Below are 21,510 nucleotides of genomic sequence, written 5' to 3' on the forward strand. Positions count from 1 at the left end.
GAGGTGTCACTCGTTACACTCGCAACCCATGACGAGTGTCCAGCAGCAGCCCGCATCGGAATCGGCGGGCGCCCCCGATATCCACACGACCGCCGGGAAGCTGGCTGACCTGCGGAATCGGCTGGAAGAAGCGCAACACCCGATGGGTGAGGCCGCAGTCGACAAGGTGCACGCCAAGGGCAAGATGACCGCGCGTGAGCGCATCCTGGCCCTGCTCGACGAGGGTTCCTTCGTCGAGCTCGACGCCCTCGCCAAGCATCGCAGCGTGAATTTCGGCCTGGAGAACAACCGCCCGCTCGGCGACGGTGTGGTCACCGGTTACGGCACCATCGACGGTCGCGACGTGTGCATCTTCTCCCAGGACGTCACCGTCTTCGGTGGCTCCCTCGGCGAGGTCTACGGCGAGAAGATCGTCAAGGTCATGGACCTGGCGCTCAAGACCGGCCGTCCGCTCGTCGGCATCAACGAGGGCGCGGGCGCGCGTATCCAGGAGGGCGTGGTCTCCCTCGGCCTCTACGGCGAGATCTTCCACCGCAACGTGCAGGCCTCCGGCGTGATCCCGCAGATCTCGCTGATCATGGGCCCCGCCGCGGGCGGCCACGTGTACTCCCCCGCGCTCACCGACTTCGTGGTGATGGTCGACCAGACCTCGCAGATGTTCGTCACCGGCCCCGACGTGATCAAGACCGTCACCGGTGAAGAGGTCACCATGGAGGACCTCGGCGGCGCGCACACCCACATGACCAAGTCCGGCGTGGCCCACTACGTGGCCTCCGGCGAGCAGGACGCCCTCGACTACGTCAAGGACCTGCTCAGCTACCTGCCGAGCAACAACCGCGCCGAGGCGCCCCGGCACGAGCCGAGCGACCCGATCACCGGCGCGATCGAGGACTCGCTCACCGACGAGGACCTCGAGCTCGACACGATCATCCCGGACTCGCCGAATCAGCCGTACGACATGCACGAGGTCATCACCCGGCTGCTCGACGACGACGAGTTCCTCGAGGTGCAGGCCGAGCGCGCGATGAACATCATCTGCGGTTTCGGTCGCGTCGACGGCCGCAGCGTCGGCATCGTCGCCAACCAGCCGACCCAGTTCGCCGGCTGCCTCGACATCGACGCCTCGGAGAAGGCCGCGCGCTTCGTACGCACCTGCGACGCCTTCAACGTCCCGATCATCACCCTGGTCGACGTGCCCGGCTTCCTGCCCGGCACCGGCCAGGAATACAACGGCATCATCCGCCGCGGCGCGAAGCTGCTCTACGCCTACGGCGAGGCCACTGTGGGAAAGATCACCATCATCACCCGCAAGGCCTACGGCGGCGCCTACGACGTCATGGGCTCCAAGCACATGGGCGCCGATGTGAACCTGGCGTGGCCGACCGCGCAGATCGCCGTCATGGGTGCTTCGGGCGCCGTCGGTTTCGTCTACCGCAAGCAGCTGTCGGAGGCCGCCAAGAGCGGCGCCGACGTGGACGCTTTGCGCCTCGAGCTGCAGAACGAGTACGAGGACACCCTCGTCAACCCGTACGTGGCGGCCGAGCGCGGTTACGTCGACGCGGTCATCCCGCCGTCGCACACGCGCGGTCAGATCGTGTCGGCGCTGCGCCTGCTCGAGCGCAAGATGGTGACCCTTCCGCCGAAGAAACACGGCAACATTCCGCTCTGAAAACGCGATATCCCCGGTAGGCCGCGCACACTTGACTATGAGACGCAACAGTTGATCGTCGCGTCCCTACCGGGAATGATCGCGGCAACCGCGCTGTAGTCATTCGGAGTAGTACAGCATCGCCCGGGAGGACCTCCCGGATGAGGCAGGAAGGATCTGGCACTGTGACCACTGTGGCAGAAGAAGACGTGTTGACCGCCGCCGAGCTCGAGCTCGCTGTCGAACCACTCGTCGACGAGGTCGAACTGTCCGCGAGCGCGGTGACCGGCGAATCCGCCGAGGCACTCGGTGAGCCCCTGTTCCGCATCGTCAAGGGCGCGCCCACCGACGAGGACATCGCGGCCCTGGTCGCCGTGCTGAGCGCGGCCGCCGCGGCGGCACCGGCGAGCGCCCCCGCCGGCCCGGCCGACAGCTGGGGTGTGCCGACGCTGCAGCACCGGGGCAACTCCCCGTTCTCGCCGTACGCGTACCCGCTGCTGTCGCACCTGCGCTGAGGTGACCCGGCTGGTCCTGGCCTCCGCGTCCCCGGCCCGCCTCGGGGTCCTGCGCACGGCGGGCATCGATCCCGTCGTGCGGGTCTCCGGCGTCGACGAGGACGCGGTCGCGGCCGCACTCCCACCCGGCACCTCCCCGCAGGACGTCGTCGTCGCCCTGGCCCGCGCCAAGGCGGCCGACGTCGCGGCCTCGATTCCCGAGTTCGCCACCGACTGTGTCGTCGTCGGCTGCGATTCCATGCTGCTCGTCGACGGACGGCTGCAGGGCAAGCCACACACGCCCGAGGTCGCCAGGGCCCGCTGGGCCGAGATGGCGGGCCGCAGTGCCGACCTGCTCACCGGCCATTGCGTGCTGCGGCTGCGCGACGGCGCGATCGTGGCCGAGTCGGCCGAATGCAGCGGCACCACCGTGCATTTCGCGAAACCCGAGCCGGACGAGCTCGACGCCTACATCGCCACCGGCGAACCGCTGCAGGTCGCCGGGGCGTTCACCCTCGACGGGCTGGGTGGCTGGTTCGTCGACCGGATCGAGGGCGATCCGTCCAGCGTCATCGGGATCGGGCTACCGCTGCTGCGCAGGCTGCTCGAAGATGTCGGCGTCGGTGTCACGCAGCTGTGGCGGGACGCGCGGGCCTGACGGCGCGATCACCGGCTCGTCGGCCGCGGCGGGCACCCCGGGTGCCGTGGCGGAGTTCTCCGCGCCGAGGGTGAGTTCCAGCCTGGCCTGGCACAGCTCCGGCTCGACGAAGGGATGCAGCCGCACGTCCACGCGGCCGCGGGCGCCGTTGCGGTCGAGAACCTCCCGCATGAGCCCCATGTGCACACCGCACACCACCTCGGAGTGCGAGCGGGCCAGTTCGCGCAGCGGGCACGCGGTGAGCGTGATCTGCACGTGTTCCTCGGTCTCGCCGACCGGGTCCTTCTCGGGGGCGAAGCCGAGTTCCGACATCAGCGACATCGTGATGTCCCTGGCGTCGGCCAGCGTCTCGACCGGGTGCGCGCCGATGTCCATCCGCGCGCCCCAGGCGCGGCCGGCGGCGATCGCGGCGGCGGAGCGGGTGATCGGATCGGGTCCGAGGTGATCGGCGAGGACCTGGGCGAGTTCCTGGTAACCCACCGAGCGCTGGACGGCGCGATAGCCGATGCGCGGGCGGCCACGGCCGCGCGGGGGTTGCTGGAACTGGCGGACCAGCGATTCGCGGGTGAGCACATCGAGGTGGAAACGCACGGTCGTGACGTGCTGTCCGGTGATCCTGGCCAGTTCCTGGGCGTCGAGGGGCTCGGTCGCGCCACGTAGGATCGCGAGCAGTCGCCGCCGCGGCCAAGAATCGGACATAGCTCACCCCTCCTCTCCAGAGACTTTATCGGACGGCCCTGCGCTTTATTCGACCATTGTGTCGATTCGTGATGTGCCACCACAGACATACCATCGGCTGCGACGAGATCACACTCCTCGCACCCGCCCATACTCTCGCGTGAAGGACCACACCGTGCCCGTCGCCCCGGATCCGCACCCCGCCTTCGGTTCCTACGCAGTCCCGCATCGATTGGTAACCACAGAATGGCTCTCCGCAAACATCGGAGTGCCCGGGGTGAAGATCATCGAGTCCAACGATGACATCCTGCTCTACGACATCGGCCATGTCCCGGGAGCGGTCAAGATCGATTGGCGTGGCGATCTGAGCGACCCGGTGACCCGCGACTACGTCGACGGCCCGCGCTTCACCGAACTGATGCGGGCCAAGGGCATCCGGCGCGAGGACACAGTGGTGATCTACGGCGACCGCGGCAACGCCCAGGCCGCGCACACCGCCTGGATCTTCACCCTCTTCGGCCACGAGGACGTGCGCCTGCTCGACGGTGGCCGCGACGCCTGGATCTCGGAGGAGCGCGACACCACCTTCGACCTGCCCCTCCTCGCGCCAAGCGACTACCCCCTCGTCGCCAGGGACGACTCGCTCGCGCGCGCGTTCCGTGACGATGTGCTGGCCCGGCTCGGTGCCCCGCTGGTCGACGTGCGCTCGGCCCAGGAGTACTCCGGCGAGCTGGAGGACAAGCCGCTCGATCAGGAGTACGCGGCGCTGCGCGGCGGGCACATCCCGTCGGCGGTGAACATTCCGTGGACCGCCGCCTGCGGGCCGGACGGCCGTTTCCGCAGCCGGGCCGAGCTGGACGCGGTCTACGGCGCGCTGCCCGCCGAGGATCTGGTCGTCTACAGCCGGGTGGGCGAGCGTTCCAGCCACACCTGGTTCGTCCTGGCCTTCCTGCTCGGTCGCAGGTCGGTGCGCAATTACGACGGCTCCTGGATCGAATGGGGGAATTCGGTTCGCCTGCCCATCGCGCGCGGCGCCGAACCGGGCAGCCATAGCCGGATCAATTGAAACGTGTTCACAGCCAGGTACGGCGAGTAGTGTGACCTGCGACCTACTCGACAGTAGGGCTAGCCGAGTGCGGGCCGAATTGGCACACTGCCTACACTCGCCCGAGACGAAAGTTGTCGATACCGGGCGCGGGGCCTACACGGCGACCCGTCCCCCGAAGCGACCAAAGATTGCACACAGGAGGCTCAGTGCCCAGCCATGCCAGCGCACGGATCACGAAGGTACTCGTAGCTAACCGCGGCGAGATCGCGGTCCGCGTGATCCGGGCTGCCAAGGACGCGGGGATCACCAGCGTCGCGGTGTACGCCGAGCCCGATGCCGACGCTCCCTTCGTGAAGCTCGCCGACGAGGCCTTCGCCCTCGGCGGTCAGACCTCGGCCGAGTCGTACCTCGTGTTCGACAAGATCCTCGACGCCGCGGCCAAGTCCGGCGCCGACGCCATCCACCCGGGTTACGGCTTCCTCTCCGAGAACGCCGACTTCGCCCAGGCCGTCCTCGACGCCGGGCTGATCTGGATCGGCCCCTCGCCGCAGTCCATCCGCGACCTGGGCGACAAGGTCACCGCGCGCCACATCGCCGAGCGGGCGCAGGCCCCGATGGCCGCGGGCACCAAGGACCCGGTCAAGAACGCCGACGAGGTCGTCGCCTTCGCCAAGGAGTACGGCGTCCCGGTCGCCATCAAGGCCGCCTTCGGTGGCGGTGGCCGCGGCATGAAGGTCGCCCACACCATCGAGGAGATCCCCGAGCTGTTCGAGTCGGCGACCCGCGAGGCCGTGGCCGCCTTCGGCCGTGGCGAGTGCTTCGTCGAGCAGTACCTGGACAAGGCCCGCCACGTCGAGGCCCAGGTCATCGCCGACCAGCACGGCAACGTCGTCGTCGCGGGCACCCGCGACTGCTCGCTGCAGCGCCGCTTCCAGAAGCTCGTCGAGGAGGCGCCCGCGCCGTTCCTGTCCGACGAGGTCCGCGCGAAGATCCACGAGTCGGCCAAGCGCATCTGCCGCGAGGCGGGCTACTACGGCGCGGGCACCGTGGAGTACCTGGTGCAGGGCGAGACGGTGTCCTTCCTCGAGGTGAACACCCGCCTGCAGGTCGAGCACCCGGTCACCGAGGAGACCGCGGGCATCGACCTGGTGCGTCAGCAGTTCCGCATCGCCAACGGCGAAGAGCTGACCATCAAGGAAGACCCCACCCCGCGCGGGCACTCCTTCGAGTTCCGGATCAACGGTGAGGACGCCGGTCGCGGCTTCCTGCCCGCGCCCGGCCCGGTCAGCGTCTATCGCGAGCCCTCGGGCCCCGGCGTGCGCGTCGACTCCGGCGTGGTGGCAGGCAGCGTCATCGGCGGTCAGTTCGACTCCATGCTGGCCAAGCTGATCGTCACCGGCGAGAACCGCGAGCAGGCCCTGCAGCGCGCCCGGCGCGCGCTGGCCGAGTTCGAGGTCGACGGCCTGGCCACGGTCATCCCGTTCCACCGCGCGATCGTCGAGGATCCGGCGTTCATCGGTGACGGCGAGAAGTTCGACGTCTACACCAAGTGGATCGAAACCGAGTGGAAGAACACCGTCGAGCCGTTCACGGCCGGTGGCGTCGCCGAGGACGACGAGGAGGCCCTGCCCCGGCAGAAGGTCGTCGTCGAGGTCGGTGGCCGTCGCGTCGAGGTGTCGCTGCCCGGTCAGTTCACCCTCGGTGGCGGTGCGGCCGGTTCGGCCGGTAACGGCGCGGGCGTCATCCGCAAGAAGCCGAAGGCGCGCAAGCGTGGCGGTGCCGGTGCCGGTGCGGCCTCCGGTGACGCGGTCACCGCGCCCATGCAGGGCACCGTGGTGAAGGTCGCCGTCGAAGAGGGCCAGACCGTCGAGGCGGGCGACCTGATCGTGGTGCTCGAGGCCATGAAGATGGAGAACCCGGTCAACGCGCACAAGGCCGGTGTCGTCACCGGGCTGAGCGTCGAGGCCGGCGCCGCGATCACCCAGGGCACGGTCCTGGCGGAGATCAAGTAGCACGCAGACGTAGCGCGGGCGCCGGTCGACATCGACCGGCGCCCGCTCTCGTTCCACCCCAACTCCGCCCGCAGCCCGGGTGAACGAGTGGCGAAGATCAGCCTTCGTGCCAGGCCGGACGCCCGCGCGCTGTCGTATCGTGGATCGGGTGACCAGCAGTGCGCAGATCGATCAGGACCCGTCGGCTTCCCCGGGTCCGGCCACGGTCGCCGAGGTGATCAGCGGGCGGCGCGAGACGGGCGAGCGCGCCGACGGGCACCGGCTGGCGCTGGTGATCGAGGGCGGCGGCAGTCGCGGTGTCTATTCCAGCGGCATGGTGCAGGCGCTCGAGGAGCTCGGGCTGTCCGGGGTGTTCGACGCGGTGTACGGCACCTCGGCAGGCGCGATCAACGGCGCGTGGCTGCTGTGCGGGCGCGCGGCGACGGGGATGCGGTCCTGGACCGACGCGACGATCATGCGGCGCGTGGTCGATCCGGTGCGGATCCTGCGCGGACGGCCTGTGTTCGACCTGCGCTACCTCGTCCACCAGGTCTACGACGGCATCGAGCCGATGGATTTCCCGGCCATCCTGGCCAACCCCACCACCTTCCACCCCATCGCGACCGACGTCCGCACCGGTGAACCGGTGGACCTCGGCCCGCACATCGTCGACAAGACCACGCTGATGACCGCGCTGCGCGCCTCGGCGGGCCTGCCCCTGCTCGCCGGTCCGCCGGTGGATCTGGGCGGGCGCAGCTACTTCGACGGTGGGCTCTCCGAGACCGTGCCGATCCGTTCGGCGGTCGCGGCGGGCACCACGCACGCCCTGGTGTTGCGCACCCGCCGCACCGACGAGGTCCGCCCGCCCGCGCCGTGGCTGCATCGCGTCGTCGGCGGCGGCTACATGCGCGCCATCGCGCCCGGCGCGTTCCGGGCATGGTCGCAGCGACCGGGTCAGCAGGCAGTGGAGGACGACTTCCTGGCCGGCCTCGGCACGCGCGTGCTCCAGGTCCATCCGCCCGCCGACTCCCCCGCCATCGACAGCGCCGCCCGCGACACCGACCTGCTCACGCGCGCGCTCGACATCGGCCGCACCGCCGTGCACACCCTGCTCGGCCCCGCGGTGCGCCCCGCCTGAACCACTGGCCCGAATCCTCGGGGCACCAACTTTGCCGGATTTCCCGGTTCGACCCGCGCCCATAGCGTTTCACCCGCAGGGCGGTCGAAACGAGGAGTGACGGGTGAGTACAGAGGTGTTGGCTCGGCGGGAGCCCGAGGTCGCTCGTCACGACCTCGGTCCGGAATCCGTCGAGCGGTGGCATCCGGCTGCCCTCGTCCTGTTCCGGTTCGCGTTCGTGACGGTCGGTGTCGGGATGGCGGGGACGTGGCTGCTGCACGCACTGCTGCGCACCCTGGGGTTGTCGCAGGAGACGGTGGCCGGGGTCGCCAAGTGGGCGGCGCTGCATCCCCTCACCGACTGGATCGGCGCGCACGTGTTCGACGTTCGGGTCGACTACGTGGTCACCGGCAGCGGCGACACCGCGGCGAAGTGGGTCGCCGTGTCAACCCTGATGCTGGTGGCGGTGCCGGTCACCGTCGCGTGGTCGGTGCTCGACCGTCGCCGCCCGAACTACGTCCGCCTGTTCGCGTGGTTCCGGTTGCTGCTGCGGTTCACCCTGGTGAGCGCGCTGCTGCTGTACGGAATGATCAAGGTGCTGCCCACGCAGATGTCGTTCAACCTCGAGCGGCTGGTCGAACCGTTCGGGCACATGAGCCCGATGGCGGTGCTGTGGGCGCAGTCCTCGCTGTCGGAGCCCTACGAGATCGCGCTCGGCGCCGCGGAGGTCACCGCCGCGCTGCTGCTGATCCTGCCGCTCACCGCCGGCCTCGGCGCGGTGCTCGCCGTGCTCGTGGCGCTGCAGGTGGTACTGGTGAATCTCACCTTCGACGTGCCGGTGAAGCTGTTCGCCCTGCAGGTACTCCTGTACGCCGCGATCCTGGCGGCGCCGCACATCGTCCGGATCGTGCGGGCACTGCTCGGGCAGCAGGTTCCCGCCCACACGCAGGCGCTCCCGCTCACCACACCGCGCGGCCGGCGGGTCCTCTCGGTCGCCCAGGTGCTGCTCGGGCTGTGGCTGCTGTGCGCCACCGCCGTCGAGGCCTACGACGGGTGGCACACCTACGGCGGCGCGCGGCCGAAGTCCCCGCTGTACGGCATCTGGAACGTCACCGAGTACTCGGTGGCGGGCGAGCCGGTCCCCGCCGTCGTCGACTTCCGCGCACCGGACGACGGCAGGCTCCCGAGCGCCACGGAACGATTCCGCCGCATCATCTTCGACATCCCGCAGGGCGTGACGGCCCAGCGGCTCGACGACTCCCTGGTGTCCTTCCCCGCACGCGTCGACACCGAACGGCACACCATCACGCTGTCGAAGGACACCGGGCACCAGTGGAAGATCGCGGTCTTCGACTACGTTCGGCCGCAACCCGACCAACTCGTTCTGACGGGCACGCTCGGCGGCCGCGCGGTGCGCATGCGGCTGGACCTGGTTGACCTGGCCGGCTTCCCGGCCGTCTCCCGCGGATTCCACTGGGTACAGGCCACGCCGTACTACCGCTAGCCGCCGCACTAGGCTCGGCCCGTGGAACCGATCGAGATCAACGCAGGCGCCTGGTACCTGCGCGCCCTGCGCGCCGACGAACGCATCGACGATCGCCCCGCGCTCGCCGACGGCGGCGTCACCGACCCCGGCTACGTCGCGACCCGCGCCGCGCAGTGGGCCGACGAGACCCACTTCTCCTGGGCCGTCTGCGTGCCGACCACCGCCGAACTGGTCGCCGAGATCGGCGTGACACCCGGCCCGGACGGCACAGCCACCGTCACCGGCTGGGCCAGGCCCGGCGAGGACGAAGCGCTGGCCGCCGGCCTGGCCTCGGTGCACCGCTTCGTCGCGGGCGCACTGGGTCTCACCGTGACCCCGGTCGAATAGCGGCGGTGGGCCGCCCGCCGAAGCGCGGCGGCTTCGGCCGGGCAACCCCCGTGCGCTAGAGGTGTTCGCGCAGGAGCACCGCGTCGAGCGCGTCCACGACGTGCCGGAGTTCGTCCTCGGTGACGGTGAGTGGCGGACGGAACCGGATGCCCCGCTCCCCCGTGCCGAGCAGCAGCACGTGCTGACGTTCCCGCAGCGCGGTCACCACCCGGTCCCGGAGGTCCGGGGTCGCCAGCGTGATCGCGCACATCAGGCCGCGGCCGCGGGGCTCGCTCACCTTGTCCGGATGCGCGACCGCGAGCTGGGTGAGCTCGCCGAGCAGGTAGGCGCCCAGCGGCACCGACTTCTCGATCAGCCGATCCCGTTCCAGCACTTCGAGAATGCGGCGGGTGCGCACCATGTCGGTGAGGTTGCCGCCCCAGGTGGAGTTCAGCCGCGAGCTCACCCGGAAGACGTTGTCGGGCACCTCGTCCACGCGGCCACCGGCCATGATCCCGCACACCTGCGTCTTCTTGCCGAAGGCCACGACATCGGGCTGGACGTCCAATTGCTGGTAGGCCCAGGTGCTTCCGGTCATGCCGACGCCGGTCTGCACCTCGTCGAGCACGAACAGCGCGTCGTTGTCGTGACACAGCCTGCGCATGGCGCCGAGGAACTGCGGACGCAGGTGCCGATCGCCACCCTCGCCCTGGATCGGTTCGGCGATGAAGCAGGCGATGTCGTGCGGATGATCGGCGAAGGCCTGCGCGGCCTGGGCGATGGCGCGGGCCTCCAGTGCCTCGATGTCGGGGCCCGCGAACAGATGTGGCGTCTCGATGCGCGGCCAGTCGAACTTGGGGAAGCGCGCGGTCTTGATCGGATCGGTGTTGGTCAGCGACAGCGTGTATCCGCTGCGCCCGTGGAACGCCCCGGTCAGATGCAGCACCTTGGTGCCGAGTTCCGGTGAGCGGCCGTGTGATTCGTTGTGCCTGCTCTTCCAGTCGAATGCCACCTTGAGCGCGTTCTCGACGGCGAGGGCACCGCCGTCGACGAAGAACAGGTGCGGCAGCGCTGGATCACCGAGCACCCGGGCGAAGGTCTCGACGAAGCGAGCCATCTCCACGGTGTAGATGTCGGAGTTGCTGGGTTTGTTGATCGCGGCGGTGGCCAGTTCGGCGCGGAAGCGTTCGTCGTCGGCCAGTGCCGGGTGGTTCATCCCGAGCGCGTTGGAGGCGAAGAAGCCGAACATGTCGAGGTAGGCGGTGCCGTCGCGCTCGTCGATGAGCGTGCGGCCGTGCGACTTGTGTAGGTCGAGCACCAGCTCGAAGCCGTCCGCGAGGATGTGCGAGGACAGTATTTCGTTGACCCGGTTGGCGGGGGTGACCGCCGCGCCGGGGCGCTCCAGTTCGATGGTCACGCCACCGAGGGTACGCAAATATTTACGGAACCTCTACGAAATCGCGGAACAATTACGAGGAATCGTTACCTGTCGTAGAATGTCTGCAGGATGATGGTGCTGCGCGTCCGCACATTGGCGGTGGCTCTGATCTCCTGCAGCAGCTGCTCCAGATGCCGCGGGGAGGCGACCCGGACCAGCAGCACATAGCTTTCCTCGCCCGCCACCGAGTGGCACGCCTCGATCCCGGGGATGTGCTGCAACAGGGCGGGCGCGTCATCGGGCTGGGACGGGTCGAGAGGAGTGATCGCGACGAACGCCGACAACAGGTGCCCGAGTGCCTCGGGGTCCACGTGTGCCGCGTATCCGCGGATCACCCCGCGCGCTTCGAGCCTGCGCACCCGCGACTGGACCGCCGAGACCGAGAGGCTGGCCTTCTCCGCCAGGTTCGACAACGTGGCGCGACCGTCGCTCATGAGTTCTTTGATCAATAGTCGATCGATGTCGTCGAGCTGAGGTCTCGCCGGTGTATCCGCCATCAGCGAAGGCTAACCCAGCGCGAGGGTCGCGCGGGGAAAACTTCTTTCTGTTCCCCCACCGAATTCGACCCAACTTTTCCGTGAGCCGTACCAATGAGCAGAAGGTGAGCAGCGATGACCCACACCGTGACCGAGCACTTCTCCGAGCAGCTCTCGCTGCGCGCCAGGGCCCTGCTGCACGGCCTCGGAGCGAGCGTGCCGGAGCCGGGCACCTGGCTCGCCCGCACACCCATCTCCGGCGGCACCCTGCTCCAGCTGACCGCCGACACCCCCGCCGCCGTCGACGCTGCGATCGACCGGGCGGCCACCGCGTTCGAGAGCTGGCGCACCGTCCCGGCGCCGGTCCGCGCGGCGCTGGTGCGCCGGCTGGCCGAACTGCTGGTCGCGCACAAGGGTGAGCTCGCCGAGCTGGTGACGCTGGAAGCGGGCAAGATCGGCGCCGAGGCGCTGGGCGAAGTGCAGGAGATGATCGACGTCTGCGAGTTCGCGATCGGGCTCTCGCGCCAGCTCTACGGCGCGACCATGCCGTCGGAGCGGCCCGGCCATCGGCTCATGGAGACCTGGCATCCGCTGGGCGTGGTCGGGGTGATCTCGGCGTTCAACTTCCCGGTCGCGGTGTGGTCGTGGAACACCGCGATCGCGCTGGTCTGCGGCGACACGGTGGTGTGGAAGCCCTCGGAGACCACCCCGCTGACGGCGCTGGCCTGTCACACGCTGCTGCGCCGCGCGGCGGTCGACGTTGGCGCCGATCCCGAAGTGCACCAGCTGGTCCAGGGCGGGGTCGCGGTCGGCGAGACCCTGGTCGAGGACTCGCGGGTGGCCCTGCTCAGCGCCACCGGCTCGATCCGGATGGGCGGCACGGTCGCGCCGAAGGTGGCGGCCAGGTTCGGCCGGTGCCTGCTGGAACTGGGCGGCAACAATGCCGCGATCGTCGCGCCGAGCGCTGATCTGGAGCTGGCGGTGCGCGGCATCGTCTTCGCGGCCGCGGGCACCGCCGGCCAACGCTGCACCACCCTGCGCCGGTTGATCGCGCACACCTCCGTGGCGGATCGGCTCGTCGAGCGCCTTGCCGCCGCGTACGGCCAACTGCGCGTGGGCAATCCGCTCGACGACGGGGTGCTCGTCGGCCCGCTGATCAACGAGCGCGCCTTCACCGCCATGCAGAAGGCGCTCTCGCGCGCGGTCGACTCCGGCGGTGAGATCGTCTGCGGCGGTGAGCGAGTGGAGCTGGTCGGGCCGGACGCCTACTACGTGCGACCGGCCGTGGTGCGCATGCCGGAGCAGACCGAGCTGGTACGCGAGGAGACCTTCGCGCCGATCCTCTACGTCCTCACCTATGACGACGTCGAGACCGCCATCGCGCTGAACAACGATGTGACGCAGGGCCTGTCCTCGGCGATCTTCACTCTGGACCAGCGCGAGGCCGAGCTGTTCCTCGCCGGATCCGATTGCGGCATCGCCAATGTCAACATCGGCACCTCCGGCGCGGAGATCGGCGGCGCGTTCGGCGGCGAGAAGCACACGGGCGGCGGTCGCGAGTCCGGGTCCGATTCGTGGAAGGCCTACATGCGCAGGGCGACCAACACCATCAACTACTCCACCGAGCTCCCCTTGGCACAGGGCATACATTTCGGCTGATCAGAAAGCGATTTCGTCATCCGCGCCGGGCCGTGTACAGTGGTATTTACGACGCGGGATGGAGCAGCTCGGTAGCTCGCTGGGCTCATAACCCAGAGGTCGCAGGTTCAAATCCTGTTCCCGCTACTGGTGGAAAGGCCCCGGATTCTTCCGGGGCCTTTCTTCGTGTCCAGGGTCAGCCCAGGCGCAGGGTCCACGTGCCGCGGAAATGCAGCCGGGTGACGCTGCCGGGTGGGATGTCCATGCGCCAGAACGACTTCGGTGGCGCGTCGAGGACCACCAGCAGCGCCGCCCTGATCACCGCGGGGTGGGTCACCGCGACCGTGTCGCGGCGGGCCGAGGCGATCTCGGCCAGCCAGAAGCGCGCCCGGTCCACCAGGTCGATCACCGATTCGCCGCCGTGTCCACGGAATTCGGGATCGGTCAGCCACGCGAACAACTGATCCTGTGCCAGCGAGCTCATCTCGGTGCCGCGCCACGAGCCCGCGTCGAGGTCGCGCAATCGCGCGTCGACCTCGCCCACCACGCCCAGCGCCTCCGCGGTCTCGCGGGCCCGCCGCTCCGGCGCGGTCCGCACCTGGGCGTCGGCAGGCGGCGTGTACTGCCGCACCGCGACGCGCCGCACCGCGGCCCGCCCTGATTCGTCCAGGGGTTCGTCAACAGGGAATCGCGCCTTGCGCACCGCCTCGGTCAGGCCGTGGCCGACGAGGTCGACTCTGAGCACCGTTTGCACGAGTGCCCAGAGTAGCGCCGGTCACAGTGACGCCGTTCACCTGGACGGGTTTGTCGGTGCCGCGGTGCACACTGAATCCCATGGAACGGTTCTCACCCGCTACGGCGCAGTGGTTCGACGGGGCCTTCGCCGGCCCGACGTCGGCCCAGCTCGGCGCGTGGGATGCCATCTCCCGGGGCGAGAACACGCTGGTCATCGCGCCGACGGGGTCGGGCAAGACGCTGTCGGCCTTCCTCTGGGCCATCGACCGGCTGGCCAACCGCCCCGCGCCGGAGCCGGGGACGCCGCGCGGCACGTCGGTGCTGTACGTCTCGCCGCTCAAGGCACTGGCGGTCGACGTGGAGCGCAACCTGCGGGCGCCGCTGGTCGGGGTCACGCAGACCGCGAAACGGCTCGGGCTGGATCCGCCGGAGATCTCGGTGGGTGTGCGCTCGGGCGACACCACGCCCGCGCAGCGCCGCGCCATGCAGCGCACCCCGCCCGACATCCTGATCACGACGCCGGAGTCGCTGTTCCTGCTGCTCACCTCGGCCGCGCGGGAGAGCCTGGCACAGGTCGACACGGTGATCGTCGACGAGGTGCACGCCATCGCGGGCACCAAGCGGGGCGCGCACCTGGCGTTGTCACTGGCCCGGCTCGACCAGCTCACCGAGCGGCCCGCGCAGCGGATCGGGCTGTCGGCGACGGTGCGCCCACCCGAGGAGGTGGGCCGGTTCCTGGTGGGGTCGGCGCCGATCACCATCGTGCGGCCGCCCGCGCCCAAGACCTTCGACCTGTCGGTGCGGGTGCCGGTGGCCGACATGACCGACCCGGGCGATTCCGAACAGCCCGGCTCGATCTGGCCGCACGTCGACGAGGCCATCGTCGACCTGGTGCTCGAGCACCGGTCCTCGATCGTGTTCGCGAACTCGCGCCGCCTCGCCGAGCGGCTCACGGCCCGGCTCAACGAGGCCTACGCCACCCGCCTGGGCGAACCGGTGGAGACCGAGCACGCGCCCCCCGCGCAGCTCGGCCCCTCCACCGAGGTGATCCACGGTGCCGACCAGCTGCTGGCCCGGGCCCACCACGGGTCGGTGAGCAAGGAACAGCGGGCGATCATCGAGGACGATCTCAAGAGCGGGCGGCTGCGCTGCGTGGTCGCCACCAGCAGTCTCGAACTCGGCATCGACATGGGCGCGGTCGACCTGGTGGTGCAGGTGGAGGCGCCGCCATCGGTGGCCAGCGGGCTGCAGCGGGTCGGGCGAGCCGGACACCAGGTGGGCGAGGTGTCGCGTGGCGTGCTGTTTCCCAAACACCGCACCGATGTCATCCACTGCACCGTGGCGGCCCAGCGCATGCTGGCCGGGGAGATCGAGGTGCTGCAGATCCCCGCGCATCCGCTCGACATCCTGGCCCAGCAGACCGTCGCCGCCTGCGCCCTGGAGCCGATCGATGTCGACGGCTGGTTCGACATCGTCCGCGCCACCGGCAGTTACGCGAATCTGCCGCGTTCGGCCTACGAGTCCGTCCTCGATCTGCTGGCCGGTCGCTATCCCTCCGACGAGTTCGCCGAGCTGCGGCCGCGCGTGGTCTGGGACCGCGACGCGGGCACGCTCACCGGCCGTCCCGGCGCGCAGCGGCTGGCCGTCACCTCCGGTGGCGCCATCCCGGACCGCGGCATGTTCGCGGTCTTCATGGTGGGCGAGAAGGCCTCGCGGGTGGGCGAACTCGATGAGGAGATGGTCTACGAGTCGCGCGTCGGTGACGTGTTCGCGCTCGGTGCGACCAGCTGGCGGATCGAGGAGATCACCTTCGACCGGGTACTGGTGACTCCCGCTTTCGGGCTGCCCGGACGGCTGCCGTTCTGGCACGGTGACGGACTGGGCCGACCCGCCGAATTGGGTTCCGCGCTGGGCGAATTCGTGCGCACCGCCGGTCAGGTGGCCGCCGACGAGCTCGCCCGCATCGTGGCCGGAATGGCCCCGGGGGATCGTGCGTATGCGCCGCTACCCCAAGCCCAGGCACCCACCGCGCCCACTTCTGGCGACGGCGCCGGAGCGGGCGATGAGGTGGCTCAGGGCGTCGACCCGCTGAACCGCCCGGCTGACCGCGACGGACACGCGGGCGCCGAGGACAGCGACGGAGGCGGTCGCGGCACTCGGTCGGCCGCCGGCCGCCGCGGCAAGGGCAGCTCGTCAGCGAAGCGAGGCGGGGAACTCAGCAAACCCGCCGCCCGCCTCGACCAGTTGGTGCGCACAGCCGGCCTCGATCAGAACGCGACGGCCAACATGGTCGGCCTGCTCGACGAACAGCGCACGGCCACTGGCCAATTGCCGACCGACCGCACGCTGATCGTCGAGCGGTTCCGCGACGAGCTCGGCGACTGGCGCCTGGTGCTGCACTCCCCCTTCGGCACCCCCGTGCACGCGCCGTGGGCGCTGGCCGTCGGCGCCCGCTTGCAGGAGCGCTTCGGCATCGATGCCGCGCCGACGGCCTCTGACGACGGCATCGTGGTCCGGCTCCCCGACACCACCGACGATCCGCCCGGCGCCGAGCTGTTCGTCTTCGAACCCGACGAGATCGACGACATCGTCACCGAGCAGGTCGGCGGTTCGGCGCTGTTCGCGTCCCGGTTCCGCGAGTGCGCGGCCAGGGCGCTGCTGCTGCCGCGCCGCGATCCCGGCAAGCGGGCGCCGTTGTGGCAGCAGCGGCAGCGCTCGGCCCAATTGCTGGATGTGGCACGCAAATTCCCGGAGTTCCCGATCCTGCTGGAGACGGTGCGCGAGTGCCTGCGCGATGTCTACGACCTGCCTTCCCTGCGCGACCTGCTGACCAAGGTCGCGCGCCGGGAGGTGCGGCTGATCGATGTCGAGACCGCGAGCCCGTCCCCGTTCGCCAACGCCCTGCTGTTCTCCTACGTGGGCCAGTTCCTCTACGACGGTGACAGCCCGCTGGCCGAACGCCGCGCCGCCGCATTGGCTCTGGACTCCAGCCTGCTGGCCGAACTCCTCGGCCGGGTCGAACTCCGCGAACTCCTCGACCCCGAGGTCATCGCGCTCACCGAACGCGAACTCCAGCGCCTCACCCCCGAACGCTGGGCCCGCGACGCCGAGGGCCTCGCCGACCTGCTGCGCTTACTCGGCCCACTCACTCCCACCGAGGCCGCTGCCCGCTGTGTGCGGCGCGATGGACGCGATGGTGCCGGCCTGCTCGACCAGTCCGGTGACGCCACTGCACCCCGCGACGACTCCGGCGACACCGCTGGGCGCCTCGGCGACGCCACAGATCCCCTCGACGACTCCGGCGACACCGCTGGGCGCCTCGGCGACGCCACTGACCCCCTCGACGACTCCGATGCCCCGGCCTGGTTCGCCGAACTGCGCGACGCCCGTCGCGCGCTGGAGGTTTCGTTCGCCGGGCGCACCTGGTGGGTCGCTATCGAGGACGCCGCGCGACTGCGGGACGCGCTGGGCGTACCGCTACCGATCGGGGTGCCCGCCGCGTTCATCGAGCCGGTGCCCGACCCGCTCGGCGACCTCGTCGGCCGGTACGCGCGCACCCACGCACCGTTCACCACCGCCGACGTGGCGGCTCGCTTCGGGCTCGGCACGGCCGTCGCGGCAACGGCGCTGCATCACCTGCTGGCCGAGAAGCGTGTCGTCGAGGGCGAATTCACGCCGGCCACCGCGGGCACCGAATGGTGTGACGCCCAGGTCCTGCGCCGGTTGCGCCGCCGGTCGCTGGCGGCGGCCAGGCACGAGGTGGAGCCGGTCACCACCGCAGCCTTCGGCCGCTTCCTGCCCACCTGGCAGCACGTCGGCTCCGGCGAGCTGCGTGGCATCGACGGCGTGGCGACGGTCGTGGAACAGCTCGCGGGCGTGCCGATTCCGGCCTCCGCCTGGGAGTCGCTGATCCTGCCGACCCGCGTCCGCGACTACTCCCCCGCCATGCTGGACGAGCTGATGGCCGGCGGTGAGGTGATCTGGTCCGGGCACGGCGCGATCACCGCCAAGGACGGCTGGATCGCCCTGCACCTGGCCGATCAGGCGCCGTACACCCTGCCGCCGCCCGACGACATCGATCCCACCGACATCCAGCTCGGCCTGCTCGCCGCCCTCGGCGCCGACCTGAAGCCACCGCAGACCGCCCGCGCCGACCGACACCCACCGGTCGATCTCGACGCCATAGATGCAACGCCCGAGTCCAGAAGGAAGCGCCGCGACACCGCTCGCCACGAGCCACTCACATCCATCTCCGACACCGAACCCACTGGGCAGATAGGCGCCCCGACCGGGCAGACCCCCGAATCCGCCTCGCGGACAACAAGGGCGGGTGACCGGGATGGCGCCCTCGACGCCCTCGGCGGAGTGCCCCGCGACACCGCCCCCGGCCGGCGGGCCGCCGGCGGCGTGCGCGGCGTCGACAGCGGCATGCGCGGCGTGCGCGGCGATGGCAGCGGCGTGCGCGGCGATGGCAGCGGCATGCCCGACGACGACGGCGACCCGAACACCGAAGACGCGGCCCCGGGCGGACAGTTCATCCTGCCGAAGACCCTGCGCGGCGGTGGCGCGTACTTCTTCCGGCAGCTCTCCGACGCCACCGGCCTGCTCGACGACAAGGCCGTCGGCGATGCCCTGTGGCAGCTGGTCTGGGCAGGCTACGTCTCCGGCGACACCTTCGCCCCCGTCCGCGCCCTGCTGTCCGGCACCGCCCGCAGCACCACCGCGCACCGCACCCCGCGCCGGGCGCCCCGCGCACGCGCCTACCTGCCGCGCCCGGCCATGCCGACCCGTTCCGGCCCGCCGACCCTGGCCGGTCGCTGGTCGATCCTGCCGGAACGCGTGCGGGACAACACCCTGCGCGCCCACGCCACCGCCGACCAGCTGCTGGAACGCTACGGCGTCCTGACGCGCGGATCGGTGCAGAACGAGGGCGTCCCGGGTGGTTTCGCGCTCATGTACCGGGTGCTCACCGAGTTCGAGGACCGCGGCCGTTGCCGGCGAGGCTACTTCGTCGACACCCTCGGCGGCGCCCAGTTCTCCACCACCGACACCGTCGACCGGTTGCGCTCGTTCGACACCGACCGCGGCGCCGCCGAGCCCGGCGCGGCGCTGGCCATGGCCGCCTGCGATCCCGCCAATCCGTACGGCGCCGCCCTGCCGTGGCCGAAAGGTGACGCCGAGGGCGGGCATCGTCCCGGCCGCAAGGCGGGAGCGCTGGTGGTGCTGGTCGGCGGCGAGCTGGTGCTCTATGTCGAGCGCGGCGGCAAGACGCTGCTCAGTTTCACGGAGGATCCCGGGCTCCGCCGCACGGCCGCGGTCGCGCTCGCCGGCCTGGTTCACGACCGCCGCGTCGACAGCCTGGTGATCGACAAGGCCAACGGGGAATCCGTGCACGGCAACACCTTCGCCGACGTCCTGGTCGAAGCGGGCTTCTCGATGACGCCGCGCGGATTGCGCTTGCGCAGGCAGGTGTAGCCGGATGCCGGAGGGCGACACCGTGTTCCGTACCGCCGAGCGCCTGCGCGCGGCCCTGGCCGGAAAGACGCTCACCCGCAGCGACTTCCGCGTGCCGCGTTACGCCACGGTGGACCTCGTCGGCGATCTCGTGACCGAGGTCGGCAGCTATGGCAAGCACCTGTTCATCCGCACCGACCGCGTCAGCATTCACACCCATCTCAAGATGGAGGGCGTGTGGCGGGTTTTCCACTGCGGCCAACGCTGGACCAAACCGCGCGTCACCGCCCGGGTCGTGCTCGCCACCGACGAGGTCGAGGCCGTCGGCTTCGCGCTCGGCAAGGTGCAGGTGCTGCCGCGCACGGAGGAACACACCGTCATCGACCACCTCGGTCCGGATCTGCTCGGCCCGAACTGGGACGCGGCCGAGGCACTGCGCAGGCTCGGGACACACCCGGGCCGGGCCATCGGTCTCGCCCTGCTCGACCAGCGCAACCTGGCCGGGATCGGCAACATCTACCGCAGCGAGATCTGCTTCCTGCGTCGCGTGCATCCGGCCACCCCCGCCGGCGACATCGCCGACCTGCCCGCCCTGGTCGACGAGGCCCATCGCGTCCTGGGCAAAGCCGCGCACGAGCCGCCGTGGCGCGCCATGGTCTACGGCCGCACCCGGCGCCCCTGCCCCCGCTGCGGCACCGCCATCGTCTCCCGGTTGCTCGGCGAGGACGATCCGGCCGACCGCATCACCCAGCGCGAACGCGGCATCTACTTCTGCCCCCGGTGCCAGCCCGAACCCAATAACTAGACCGGTCGTCATACTCGAGCTACGCTCGGGGAGTGACTCCACGCACGGATTCCCGGCAGCGCTTCCTCGACGCGGCCGCCGACCTGTTCCACACCCAGGGCTACCACGCCACCGGCGTCAACCAGCTGGTCGGCGCGGGCGGCGCGCCCAAGGGTTCCTTCTACTTCCACTTCCCCGGCGGCAAGGAACAGCTCGCCGCCGAGGCGCTGGTCCAATCGGCCGAGGCGCTCCGGGCGATGCTCACTGCCGCCCTCGAACACGGCGACGTCGACGGCGTGTTCGACGCGCTCGGCACGATGCTCACCGACTCGGACTTCCAGCGCGGTTGCCCGATCGCCACCATCGCGCTCGACGCGGGCGGCGACAGCGAGCCGATCCGCGAGGCCTGCGTCACCGGATTCGAATCCTGGCGCACCGCCATCGAGGAGTTCCTGCGCGCCAAGGGAATTCCCGACCTGCGCGCCGAGGAACTGGCCACCGTCGCGCTGGCCATGCTCGAGGGCGGACTCCTGCTGGCCCGCACCCGCCGCGACCTCACCCCCCTGCGCATGGTCGCCGACCACCTGCGCGCCACTCTCGAACAGGAGCTCTCCTGATGCGTATCCATCACCTCGACGGCGGCACCCTGCGCCCCTTCGGCGGCCGCCTGCTCGACGGCGTCGGCGGCCTCACCCGGCGCGCCGAAATGGTCTGCCACTGTGTATTGATCGAGCTCGACGACCGCCTCGTCCTCATCGAAACGGGCATCGGCGAGGGCGCGGTGCGCAGGCCCGACGAGTGGCTGGGCCGCCAATTCATCCGGATGACCCGTCCCGTCCTCGAACTCGAGCGCACGGTGGCCCGCCGGATCGAGGCGCTCGGCTACCGCCGCGAGGACGTCACCGACATCGTCCTCACCCATCTCGATCTCGACCACGCGGGCGGCCTCGCCGACTTCCCTGGGGCGAAGGTCCATGTCTACGGCGAAGAACTACGCGCGCTCGAGGGCCACTACGGCCCGCGCGAGAAGTTCCGTTACCGCGCGGCGCAATTCGCGCACGGACCGCACTGGGAGAGCTACGACGAACTGGGCGAATCCTGGTTCGGTTTCGACGCGGTGCGGCAATTGCGCGGCCTCCCCGCCGAACTCCTGATCATCCCGCTGGCCGGCCACACCCGTGGGCACGCGGGCATCGCGATCGACACCGGCGCCGGATGGAAGTTCTCCGTCGGTGACGCCTATTTCCATCCCGGCCGACTCGACCTGGAACACCCGCACCAGCCGCCGGCCGCCGCGCTGTTCGAACGTCTCGTCCAGACCGTCGCCGCCGCCCGCATCGACAATCAGGAGCGCCTGCGTGAGCTCCTGCGCGGCCACGGCGACGAGGTGACGGTGTTCTGCGCGCACAACGCCGGCGAACTGCGCGAATTGCAGTCCACCGTAGTGTGATCCGCACGATCACAGACAGCGAACGCGGGCTCGCGGCCGGGTCACGTCG

General features: G+C 70.3%; 17 protein-coding genes and 1 tRNA gene. 14 read left to right on the forward strand and 4 right to left on the reverse strand.

Annotated elements, in window-relative coordinates; translation table 11 throughout:
- Positions 1-28: 28 nt before the first annotated feature.
- The 3 genes from AB0H56_RS08855 to AB0H56_RS08865 all read left to right on the forward strand — a co-directional run bounded on the left by AB0H56_RS08855 (position 29) and on the right by AB0H56_RS08865 (position 2,800).
- Complete coding sequence (locus tag AB0H56_RS08855; protein WP_110036979.1) at positions 29-1,669, forward strand: acyl-CoA carboxylase subunit beta; 1,641 nt, start codon at positions 29-31, stop codon at positions 1,667-1,669.
- Positions 1,670-1,833: 164 nt separating this feature from the next.
- Entirely contained in the window at positions 1,834-2,163 is a 330-nt protein-coding gene (locus AB0H56_RS08860) for an acyl-CoA carboxylase epsilon subunit (RefSeq protein ID WP_357159406.1), read from the forward strand.
- Position 2,164: 1 nt separating this feature from the next.
- Entirely contained in the window at positions 2,165-2,800 is a 636-nt protein-coding gene (locus AB0H56_RS08865) for a nucleoside triphosphate pyrophosphatase (RefSeq protein WP_357159409.1), read from the forward strand.
- Here AB0H56_RS08865 and AB0H56_RS08870 read toward each other — a convergent pair.
- Positions 2,726-3,499, reverse strand: coding sequence for a transcriptional regulator (locus AB0H56_RS08870; RefSeq protein ID WP_357159412.1), 774 nt, complete (start codon positions 3,497-3,499; stop codon positions 2,726-2,728). The genes AB0H56_RS08865 and AB0H56_RS08870 overlap by 75 nt on opposite strands.
- A gap of 154 nt (positions 3,500-3,653) precedes the next feature.
- On the opposite strand from AB0H56_RS08870, the gene AB0H56_RS08875 reads away from it, so the two are divergent.
- From AB0H56_RS08875 to AB0H56_RS08895, 5 genes are all read left to right on the forward strand, one after another.
- Positions 3,654-4,544 (forward strand): sulfurtransferase, encoded by an 891-nt coding sequence (locus tag AB0H56_RS08875; RefSeq protein WP_357160245.1) that lies wholly within the window; start codon positions 3,654-3,656, stop codon positions 4,542-4,544.
- Between the two features lie 188 nt (positions 4,545-4,732).
- Positions 4,733-6,538, forward strand: a complete 1,806-nt coding sequence (locus AB0H56_RS08880) for an acetyl/propionyl/methylcrotonyl-CoA carboxylase subunit alpha (RefSeq protein ID WP_357159415.1) — start codon at positions 4,733-4,735, stop codon at positions 6,536-6,538.
- 148 nt (positions 6,539-6,686) lie between these two features.
- Positions 6,687-7,655, forward strand: a complete 969-nt coding sequence (locus tag AB0H56_RS08885) for a patatin family protein (protein ID WP_357159418.1) — start codon at positions 6,687-6,689, stop codon at positions 7,653-7,655.
- A gap of 103 nt (positions 7,656-7,758) precedes the next feature.
- The gene (locus AB0H56_RS08890) at positions 7,759-9,138 is read left to right on the forward strand and encodes a DoxX family protein (RefSeq protein ID WP_357159421.1); all 1,380 of its coding nucleotides are present in this window, start codon (positions 7,759-7,761) and stop codon (positions 9,136-9,138) included.
- A gap of 21 nt (positions 9,139-9,159) precedes the next feature.
- Entirely contained in the window at positions 9,160-9,507 is a 348-nt protein-coding gene (locus tag AB0H56_RS08895) for a hypothetical protein (protein ID WP_357159424.1), read from the forward strand.
- 55 nt (positions 9,508-9,562) lie between these two features.
- Here the strand turns inward: AB0H56_RS08895 and lat are convergent, their stop codons facing one another.
- Both lat and AB0H56_RS08905 read right to left on the reverse strand, forming a co-directional pair.
- Positions 9,563-10,903 carry an L-lysine 6-transaminase gene (lat, locus tag AB0H56_RS08900; protein ID WP_357159427.1) on the reverse strand — a complete coding sequence of 447 codons (1,341 nt, stop codon included), beginning with the start codon at positions 10,901-10,903 and terminating at the stop codon, positions 9,563-9,565.
- Between the two features lie 65 nt (positions 10,904-10,968).
- Entirely contained in the window at positions 10,969-11,421 is a 453-nt protein-coding gene (locus tag AB0H56_RS08905; RefSeq protein ID WP_071926582.1) for an Lrp/AsnC family transcriptional regulator, read from the reverse strand.
- A 114-nt stretch (positions 11,422-11,535) separates the two neighbouring features.
- On the opposite strand from AB0H56_RS08905, the gene AB0H56_RS08910 reads away from it, so the two are divergent.
- Together AB0H56_RS08910 and AB0H56_RS08915 are read left to right on the forward strand one after the other, a co-directional pair.
- Positions 11,536-13,059: an aldehyde dehydrogenase family protein gene (locus tag AB0H56_RS08910; RefSeq protein ID WP_357159430.1), complete on the forward strand. Its 1,524-nt coding sequence runs from the start codon at positions 11,536-11,538 to the stop codon at positions 13,057-13,059.
- 52 nt (positions 13,060-13,111) lie between these two features.
- Positions 13,112-13,185: transfer RNA gene (locus AB0H56_RS08915), tRNA-Met, on the forward strand.
- 49 nt (positions 13,186-13,234) lie between these two features.
- Here the strand turns inward: AB0H56_RS08915 and AB0H56_RS08920 are convergent.
- Positions 13,235-13,792, reverse strand: a complete 558-nt coding sequence (locus tag AB0H56_RS08920; protein WP_357159433.1) for a histidine phosphatase family protein — start codon at positions 13,790-13,792, stop codon at positions 13,235-13,237.
- Between the two features lie 80 nt (positions 13,793-13,872).
- Here AB0H56_RS08920 and AB0H56_RS08925 point away from each other — a divergent pair, with 80 nt between their 5' ends.
- From AB0H56_RS08925 to AB0H56_RS08940, 4 genes are read left to right on the forward strand one after another with little or no spacing between them, the layout of a single operon-like run.
- Complete coding sequence (locus AB0H56_RS08925) at positions 13,873-19,248, forward strand: DEAD/DEAH box helicase (protein WP_357159436.1); 5,376 nt, start codon at positions 13,873-13,875, stop codon at positions 19,246-19,248.
- Positions 19,249-19,252: 4 nt separating this feature from the next.
- Complete coding sequence (locus AB0H56_RS08930) at positions 19,253-20,032, forward strand: DNA-formamidopyrimidine glycosylase family protein (RefSeq protein WP_357159439.1); 780 nt, start codon at positions 19,253-19,255, stop codon at positions 20,030-20,032.
- A 32-nt stretch (positions 20,033-20,064) separates the two neighbouring features.
- Positions 20,065-20,628: a TetR/AcrR family transcriptional regulator gene (locus AB0H56_RS08935; protein WP_357159442.1), complete on the forward strand. Its 564-nt coding sequence runs from the start codon at positions 20,065-20,067 to the stop codon at positions 20,626-20,628.
- Complete coding sequence (locus tag AB0H56_RS08940; RefSeq protein ID WP_357159445.1) at positions 20,628-21,461, forward strand: MBL fold metallo-hydrolase; 834 nt, start codon at positions 20,628-20,630, stop codon at positions 21,459-21,461. The genes AB0H56_RS08935 and AB0H56_RS08940 overlap by 1 nt, the downstream gene beginning before the upstream one ends.
- Positions 21,462-21,510: the final 49 nt, after the last annotated feature.

This window comes from Nocardia sp. NPDC050717 (genome assembly GCF_040654275.1).
Classification (GTDB): Bacteria; Actinomycetota; Actinomycetes; order Mycobacteriales; family Mycobacteriaceae; genus Nocardia.